General features: G+C 63.8%; 4 protein-coding genes and 1 pseudogene. All 5 read left to right on the forward strand.

From position 1 onward, the window contains the following. The first annotated feature begins 83 nt into the window (after positions 1 to 83). The 5 genes and pseudogenes from AACV02_RS16405 to AACV02_RS16425 all read left to right on the forward strand — a co-directional run bounded on the left by AACV02_RS16405 (position 84) and on the right by AACV02_RS16425 (position 6,146). The gene (locus AACV02_RS16405; protein WP_106578886.1) at positions 84 to 1,256 is read left to right on the forward strand and encodes an efflux RND transporter periplasmic adaptor subunit; all 1,173 of its coding nucleotides are present in this window, start codon (positions 84 to 86) and stop codon (positions 1,254 to 1,256) included. Next, positions 1,240 to 3,231, forward strand: coding sequence for a MacB family efflux pump subunit (locus AACV02_RS16410; protein ID WP_177413656.1), 1,992 nt, complete (start codon positions 1,240 to 1,242; stop codon positions 3,229 to 3,231). Before AACV02_RS16405 ends, AACV02_RS16410 begins: the two co-directional genes overlap by 17 nt. Further along, positions 3,224 to 4,636 carry an efflux transporter outer membrane subunit gene (locus AACV02_RS16415; RefSeq protein ID WP_119735724.1) on the forward strand — a complete coding sequence of 471 codons (1,413 nt, stop codon included), beginning with the start codon at positions 3,224 to 3,226 and terminating at the stop codon, positions 4,634 to 4,636. Before AACV02_RS16410 ends, AACV02_RS16415 begins: the two co-directional genes overlap by 8 nt. A 106-nt stretch (positions 4,637 to 4,742) precedes the next feature. After that, the gene (locus AACV02_RS16420) at positions 4,743 to 5,498 is read left to right on the forward strand and encodes an alpha/beta fold hydrolase (protein WP_119735726.1); all 756 of its coding nucleotides are present in this window, start codon (positions 4,743 to 4,745) and stop codon (positions 5,496 to 5,498) included. 115 nt (positions 5,499 to 5,613) lie between these two features. Then, a pseudogene (locus tag AACV02_RS16425) lies at positions 5,614 to 6,146 on the forward strand (FadR/GntR family transcriptional regulator). Positions 6,147 to 6,898: the final 752 nt, after the last annotated feature.

A 6,898-nucleotide genomic window follows, 5' to 3' on the forward strand; every position in this document is an offset into this window, starting at 1 on the left:
CGCCTAAATCTGCGGGCAATTTTCTCGTATAACACTCAGCCCCTCCGCAACTGCGGCCCTCACTTCCTGGCTGGAACCAACGCATGAAACGCCCTCGCCCCGCTCGACGCGCCCTGCTCGCTGTCGCGTGCCTGATCCCCATCCTTGCGGTGGCCGCCTGGCAGGTGCTGCCGCCCGGCCGCGATACGCTGTCCACTGTCACCGTCACCCGCGGCAACATTGAAAACAGCGTCACTGCGCTGGGTACGCTGCAACCGCGCCGGTATGTCGACGTCGGCGCCCAGGCGTCCGGGCAGATCCGCGAGATTCACGTCGAGGCCGGGGATCAGGTCAAAGAAGGCCAGTTGCTGGTGGAAATCGACCCTTCGACGCAAAAAGCCAAACTCGATGCCAGTCGCTACTCCATCGAAAACCTCAAGGCCCAGCTGCAGGAACAGAAGGCCCAGCACGAACTCGCGCGTCAGAAATACCAGCGTCAACAGCGCCTGGCCGCCGGCAACGCCACTCGCGAAGAAGACGTGCAAACCGCCAAGGCCGAACTGAGTGCCACCCAGGCCCGAGTCGAGATGTTCCAGGCACAGATCCGCCAGGCCCAGGCCAGCCTGCGCAGCGACGAGGCAGAGTTGGGCTATACACGCATCTATGCGCCCATGAGCGGCACCGTGGTGGCGGTGGACGCACGGGTCGGCCAGACCCTCAACGCCCAGCAACAGACGCCGCTGATCCTGCGCATTGCCAAGTTATCGCCGATGACCGTGTGGGCCGAAGTCTCCGAAGCCGACATAGGCCACGTCAAACCGGGCATGAGCGCCTATTTCACCACCCTCGCCGGTGGCAGCCGGCGCTGGACCAGCACCGTGCGCCAGATCTTGCCGATACCGCCCAAGCCGCTGAATGAAACCAGCCAGGGCAGTGGCAGCCCCAGCAGCGCCAGCAAAAGCGGGAGTGGCCGCGTGGTGCTCTACACCGTGCTGCTGGATGTGGACAACGCCGACAATGCGCTGATGGCCGAAATGACCACCCAGGTTTTTTTCGTCGCCAGTCAGGTCAAGGACGTACTCACGGCCCCCGTCGCGGCCTTGTTGGGCAGCCACGGCGCCGACCAGCCATTCGCGCGGGTGGTGGCCAAAAACGGCGATATCGAGGAGCGCCCGGTGCGCCTGGGTATCAGCGACCGCCTGCGGGTCGAAGTGCTTGAGGGCTTGAACGAAGGCGATCACCTGCTGATCGGCCCGGTCGATGGCAACGGGGGTTGACTTGACCACGCCGCTGATCGAACTCAAGAACATCCGCAAATCCTACGGCGGCGGCGACAGCCCGCAGGTCGACGTGTTACGCGGGATCGACCTGTCGATCCATGCCGGGGAATTCGTCGCCATCGTCGGCGCGTCGGGCTCCGGCAAATCCACGCTGATGAATATTCTCGGCTGCCTTGATCGCCCCACCGAGGGCGACTATCTGTTCGCCGGCGAAAACGTCGCGCACCTGGACAGCGACGAACTGGCCTGGCTGCGCCGTGAAGCCTTTGGTTTCGTGTTCCAGGGCTACCACCTGATCCCGTCGGGCTCGGCTCAGGAAAACGTCGAAATGCCGGCGATCTATGCCGGCATCAGCGCCGCCGAACGGCACGCCCGCGCCAAGGCGCTGCTGACCCGCCTGGGCCTGGCCGACCGCACCGGCAACCGCCCGCATCAACTCTCCGGCGGCCAGCAACAACGCGTGTCCATTGCCCGCGCCCTGATGAACGGCGGGCATATCATTCTCGCCGACGAACCCACCGGCGCCCTCGACAGCCACAGCGGCGCCGAGGTGATGGCGCTGCTGGATGAACTGGCGGGCCAGGGCCACGTGGTCATTCTGATTACCCACGACCGTGAAGTGGCGGCGCGCGCCAACCGCATCATCGAGATCCGTGATGGCCTGATCATCAGTGACTCGGCAACCCGTGAAACCCACGTGCCCGCCGCCGCCCACAGCGGCGCGCTGCAAGCCGTGGACCTGCGCCAGCGCCTGGCCGACGGCGCCGAACACAACGGTGCCTGGAAAGCCGAACTGGTGGACGCCGTGCAAGCGGCCTGGCGAGTGATGTGGATCAACCGCTTCCGCACCGCGCTGACACTGCTGGGCATCATCATCGGCGTGGCGTCGGTGGTGGTGATGCTGGCGGTGGGCGAAGGCAGCAAGCGCCAGGTCATGGCGCAGATGGGCGCGTTCGGCTCCAACATCATCTACCTGAGTGGCTCCTCGCCCAACCCGCGCACGCCGCTGGGCATCGTTACCCTCAACGATGTCGCGGCCCTGGCGGCGCTGCCCCAGGTCAAGCGCATCATGCCGGTCAATGGCAGCGACGCCGGTGTACGGTTCGGCAATCTGGATTACCTCGCCTACGTGGGCGGCAACGACGTCAACTTCCCGGAGATCTTCAACTGGCCGGTGGTCGAGGGCAGCTACTTCACCGAGGCTGACGAGCGCGCCGGGGCCACCGTCGCCGTGATCGGCCACCGTATCCGCGAGAAACTGTTCAAGAACGTCGCCACCCCGATCGGCCAATACATCCTGATCGAAAACGTGCCTTTCCAGGTCATCGGCGTGCTGGCTGAAAAAGGCTCCAGTTCCGGCAACAAAGACAGCGATGACCGTGTCGCCATTCCCTACACCGCCGCCAGCGTGCGCCTGTTCGGCACCTACAACCCCGAATACGTGGCGATTGCCGCCGCCGATGCGCGCAAGGTGCATGAGGCCGAACTGGCCATCGACCAGTTGATGCTCAAGCTGCACAACGGCAAGCGCGACTACCAGTTGACCAACAACGCGGCAATGATCCAGGCCGAGGCGCGCACGCAGAACACCCTGTCGTTGATGCTCGGCTCGATTGCCGCGATTTCCCTGCTGGTGGGCGGTATCGGCGTGATGAACATCATGCTGATGACCGTGCGCGAACGGACTCGCGAAATTGGTATCCGCATGGCCACCGGCGCGCGCCAGCGCGACATCCTGCGCCAGTTCCTCACCGAGGCAGTGATGCTCTCGGTGGTTGGCGGGCTGTTCGGCATCGCTTTGGCGCTGCTGGTAGGCGGCGTGCTGGTGCTGGCCGAGGTGGCGGTGCAATTTTCCTTGTGGGCGGTGTTTGGCGCGTTTGGCTGTGCGTTGGTCACCGGTGTTGTATTCGGCTTTATGCCGGCCCGTAAAGCTGCCCGGCTCGATCCGGTTAAGGCGTTGACCAGTGAATAAACGATGCATCCCGCCGCACCTGCCCTTGCTCAGCCTGTGCCTGTTGCTCAACGCCTGCACCGGCCACCCGCCCCAGGTCGACAGCGGCATCGCGCCGCCCGCCGCGTGGCAATACGCCGAGCGACAGGCCACGCAAGCCACCAACCAGCGTTGGTGGACGCAATTTGGCAGCCCGCAACTCAACCGCCTGATCGACCAGGCCCGGCGCGACAGCTATGACGTGGCGGCCGCCATGGCGCGCGTGCGTCAGGCCCAGGCCAGCGCGGTGATTGCCGGTGCGCCGTTGTTGCCCGAGGTGAATTTCAACCTCACCGCCAGCCGCGAAAAACTGCTGCGCGGCAGCGGCAATTCCTCACTGGACGCAACGGAAAGTAATAAGACCGTCGACAGCTTCGGCGCCAACCTCACCGCCAGCTATGAAGTGGATTTCTGGGGCGGGCGTGCTGCCGCCCGCGACAGTGCCCTGCAGACCCTGCGCGCCAGTGAGTTCGACCAGGCCACCGTCGAGCTGACGCTGCTCAGCAACGTCGCCGACCGCTATGCGCAAACCCTCGCCGCGCGCCAGCGCCAACAGATCGCCGAGCTGAACCTGGCGAACGCGCGCAATGTGCTCGACCTGGTCCAGACCCGCTACGACGCCGGCTCCGCCACGGCCCTGGAACTGGCGCAACAGAAGAGCCTGGTGGCGAGCCAGCAACGCCAACTGCCGCTGATTCAGCAAGTGGCCGAAGAATCGCTGATCACCCTCGCAGCCCTTCTCGGCCAACCCGTGCAAGCGCTGAGCCTGGGCGCCGAGTCGTTCCAGGCGCTGACCTGGCCGAGTATCGGCCCGGGCGTGCCCAGCCAACTGCTCAGCCGCCGCCCCGACCTGGCCCAGGCCGAAGCGCAGCTTGCGGCGGCCAGTGCCAATGTCACGGTGGCCCGTGCGGCGATGCTGCCCACGGTGACCTTGGGCACCACGCTGGGATCGGGCGCCTACAAGGCCGAGGAACTCCTGCGCAGCCCGTTCTACAACCTGACCTCGGGCCTGGTGGCGCCGATCTTCAACAATGGTCGTTTAAGCGCCGAACGCGACAAGGCCCGCGCCCGTCAGGATGAGCTGCTGCAAACCTATCGCGGCGCCATCATCAACGGCTTTGCCGACGTGGAAAAGTCCCTGAGCAGCATCACGCGCCTGGATCAGCAACGCGACTGGCAAAGCGAAGAACTGCAACAGGCCCAGATCGCCTTCCGCATCGCCGAAAGCCGTTACCAAGCGGGCGCGGAGGACTTGCTGACGGTGCTCGAAACCCAACGCACGCTGTACGCGGCACAAGACCTGAATGTGCAACTGCGGCTGTCGCGCCTTCAAGCCAGCATTGCGCTGTACAAGGCATTGGGGGGTGGGTGGAACGCCGGTTTCTGATAACGAAACTCCGTTGTCCTACACAAACCGTTTAACAAACCTACATTCTTCGACCCGAGGTCCTTGGTAAAAAAGCCGTCTTCAAACGGCTGCCCGGACCTTCTTGATGAAACCCAGCGTTGTTGTAAAAAGCCTGGCGTGCGTCTGCCTCTGGCTGGTGGCAAGCCGGGCTTTTGCCGAGCCTCTGATCGCGCCCACGGCAATCGACTGGCTGCTGGATTGTCCCTTCCCCGCCTTTGAACGGCCGGACCCTGAGGTGCTGGAGCGCACCCAATGCGCCAGCGTCAGCGTGCCCCGTGACCACGCCGCGCCCAAGCGTGGCACGGTGCGCCTGGCCCTGACCCGTGTCGGCGCCCGGCAACCGCTCAGCCGCGAGGGTGTGGTGTTCATTCAGGCCGGCGAACCGCAAACGGGCCAGGGCGCAACCTTCGTCCTTAAACTGGTCGGCCGCTGGGAGTCCTACGCCACGGCGGCCTATCGCACCCTGACCAACCGTTATGACGTGATCGAACTGAGCCCCCGCGACCTGAGCCAGGAAACCGGTGTGGAACAGGCCGCGCGCGATATGGAGTTTGTGCGCGAACAACTGGGCGAGGCCCGGCTCAACTTCCTCGGCAATGCCCAGGCCACCCGACTTGGCAGTCGGTACGCCGCGCTGTTTACCGAACGCGTCGCGCGCATGGTCTTGGTCAACGCCGGGCACGCTGAGCCGGTGGCCTCCGGCGTCGAGCAATTGTTGCTCAAGGAATCATCCCGGCCCGACGCGGTTGCAGCCGGTTGCGCCAACCGCTGGGTCGCGGATTTTCTGGTCAACGGCCGACAGCCGCCGCCCTCCACGCGCTGTCTCGACCTCGGCCGCTAGGAATAATCACTGCGATTACGGCCTCTACGCGTCGAAAACGACACCCTGCGCTGACGCTCTCGACCAATCGTTATTAAGCGCTATTAATCCGCATTAATAGGCTCAATAGACGCCCATGCTCAGCCGCCCGTTGCGACGCAAACGCCAGAAGCTCTGCGATGTGATTGTCGAGTCGGTCACGCGCTCCATCGTCACCGATGCCTTGAAACCCGGCGACCGCCTGCCTACCGAGCGCGAGTTGATGGAAAGCGTCCAGTGCTCCAAAGGCTCGGCCAGTGAAGCGCTCAAAGCGCTGGAAGTGGAAGCCCTGGTGAGTACGTACACCGGTCCCGGTGGCGGCGTGTATCCGAACCCGGCCGGCACCGAACCCGCCAGCCGTGCATTGCGCAACTACCTGCATTTTCAGCTCCTGGACGGCGAGCAGGTGTACCCGCTGCGCAAGGTCATCGAAGTAGAACTGGCAGTGTCGGTGCTCGGACGGTTGAGCGAAGACGCCTTCACAGGCAGTTGCTGATTGCCTTTCGTGCCGGCGACGAACGCGCGGTGCGCAGCTTGATGCATGAACCCATGTGCGATGCCGAACACCACATGACCGCGCTGGAAGGCGAGATCAGCCCGCACTGTTTGCTGGAGTTTGATCACTCTTAAAAACCCCACAGATCCACTGTGAAAACCCAATCAATGTGGGAGCTGGCTTGCCTGCGATGGCATCAACTGGTTGTGCCTGATACACCGAGTTGCCTGCATCGCAGGCAAGCCAGCTCCCACAGAAAAGCCAAGCAGTGCGGTGCGGGCGGCTGAACTCGGTCAACTTGTGGGAGCTGGCTTGCCTGCGATGGCATCTACTGGTTATGCCTGATACACCGAGGTGTCTGCATCGCAGGCAAGCCAGCTCCCACAGAAAAGCCAAGCACTGCGATGGTGGAGGCGGGACTCGGTCAAATTGTGGGAGCTGGCTTGCCTGCGATGGCATCAACTGGTTGTGCCTGATACACCGAGGTGTCTGCATCGCAGGCAAGCCAGCTCCCACAGAAAAGCAAAGCAGTGCGGTGCAGTGCTGGCGGCTGGACTCGATCAACTTGTGGGAGCGGGCTTGCTCGCGAAGGCGGTGTGCCAGTGACCCATGAGCTGACTGAACCACCGCCTTCGCGAGCAAGCCCGCTCCCACATTTGGATCGCAGTGCATCAGATAGAGGTGCATTGCTGTGCTATCGCCCTGCTTTTGCTTCTACCACTCAGGTCGGCTTTCAGGCCGCCGTGCTCTGCTTTTGATCTTGCTTTTGACTTTGATCTAACAGGCCCCGTCAACCACGCTGGCCGACCGCAGGCTTGAATCCGTGGGTAACCCGGCAGGACGCCGGGTTAGCCGTGTTGGGCCATGGATGGCCCGTCGCGGCGGC

It is taken from the genome of Pseudomonas sp. Larv2_ips (genome assembly GCF_963879675.1).
Classification (GTDB): domain Bacteria; phylum Pseudomonadota; class Gammaproteobacteria; order Pseudomonadales; family Pseudomonadaceae; genus Aquipseudomonas.

Excerpts from the sequence above, each read along its gene's own strand:
- AACV02_RS16405 (WP_106578886.1), top strand. The coding sequence starts at position 84 with ATGAAACGCCCTCGCCCCGCTCGACGCGCCCTGCTCGCTGTCGCGTGC.
- AACV02_RS16410 (WP_177413656.1), top strand. The coding sequence starts at position 1,240 with ATGGCAACGGGGGTTGACTTGACCACGCCGCTGATCGAACTCAAGAAC.
- AACV02_RS16420 (WP_119735726.1), top strand. The coding sequence starts at position 4,743 with ATGAAACCCAGCGTTGTTGTAAAAAGCCTGGCGTGCGTCTGCCTCTGG.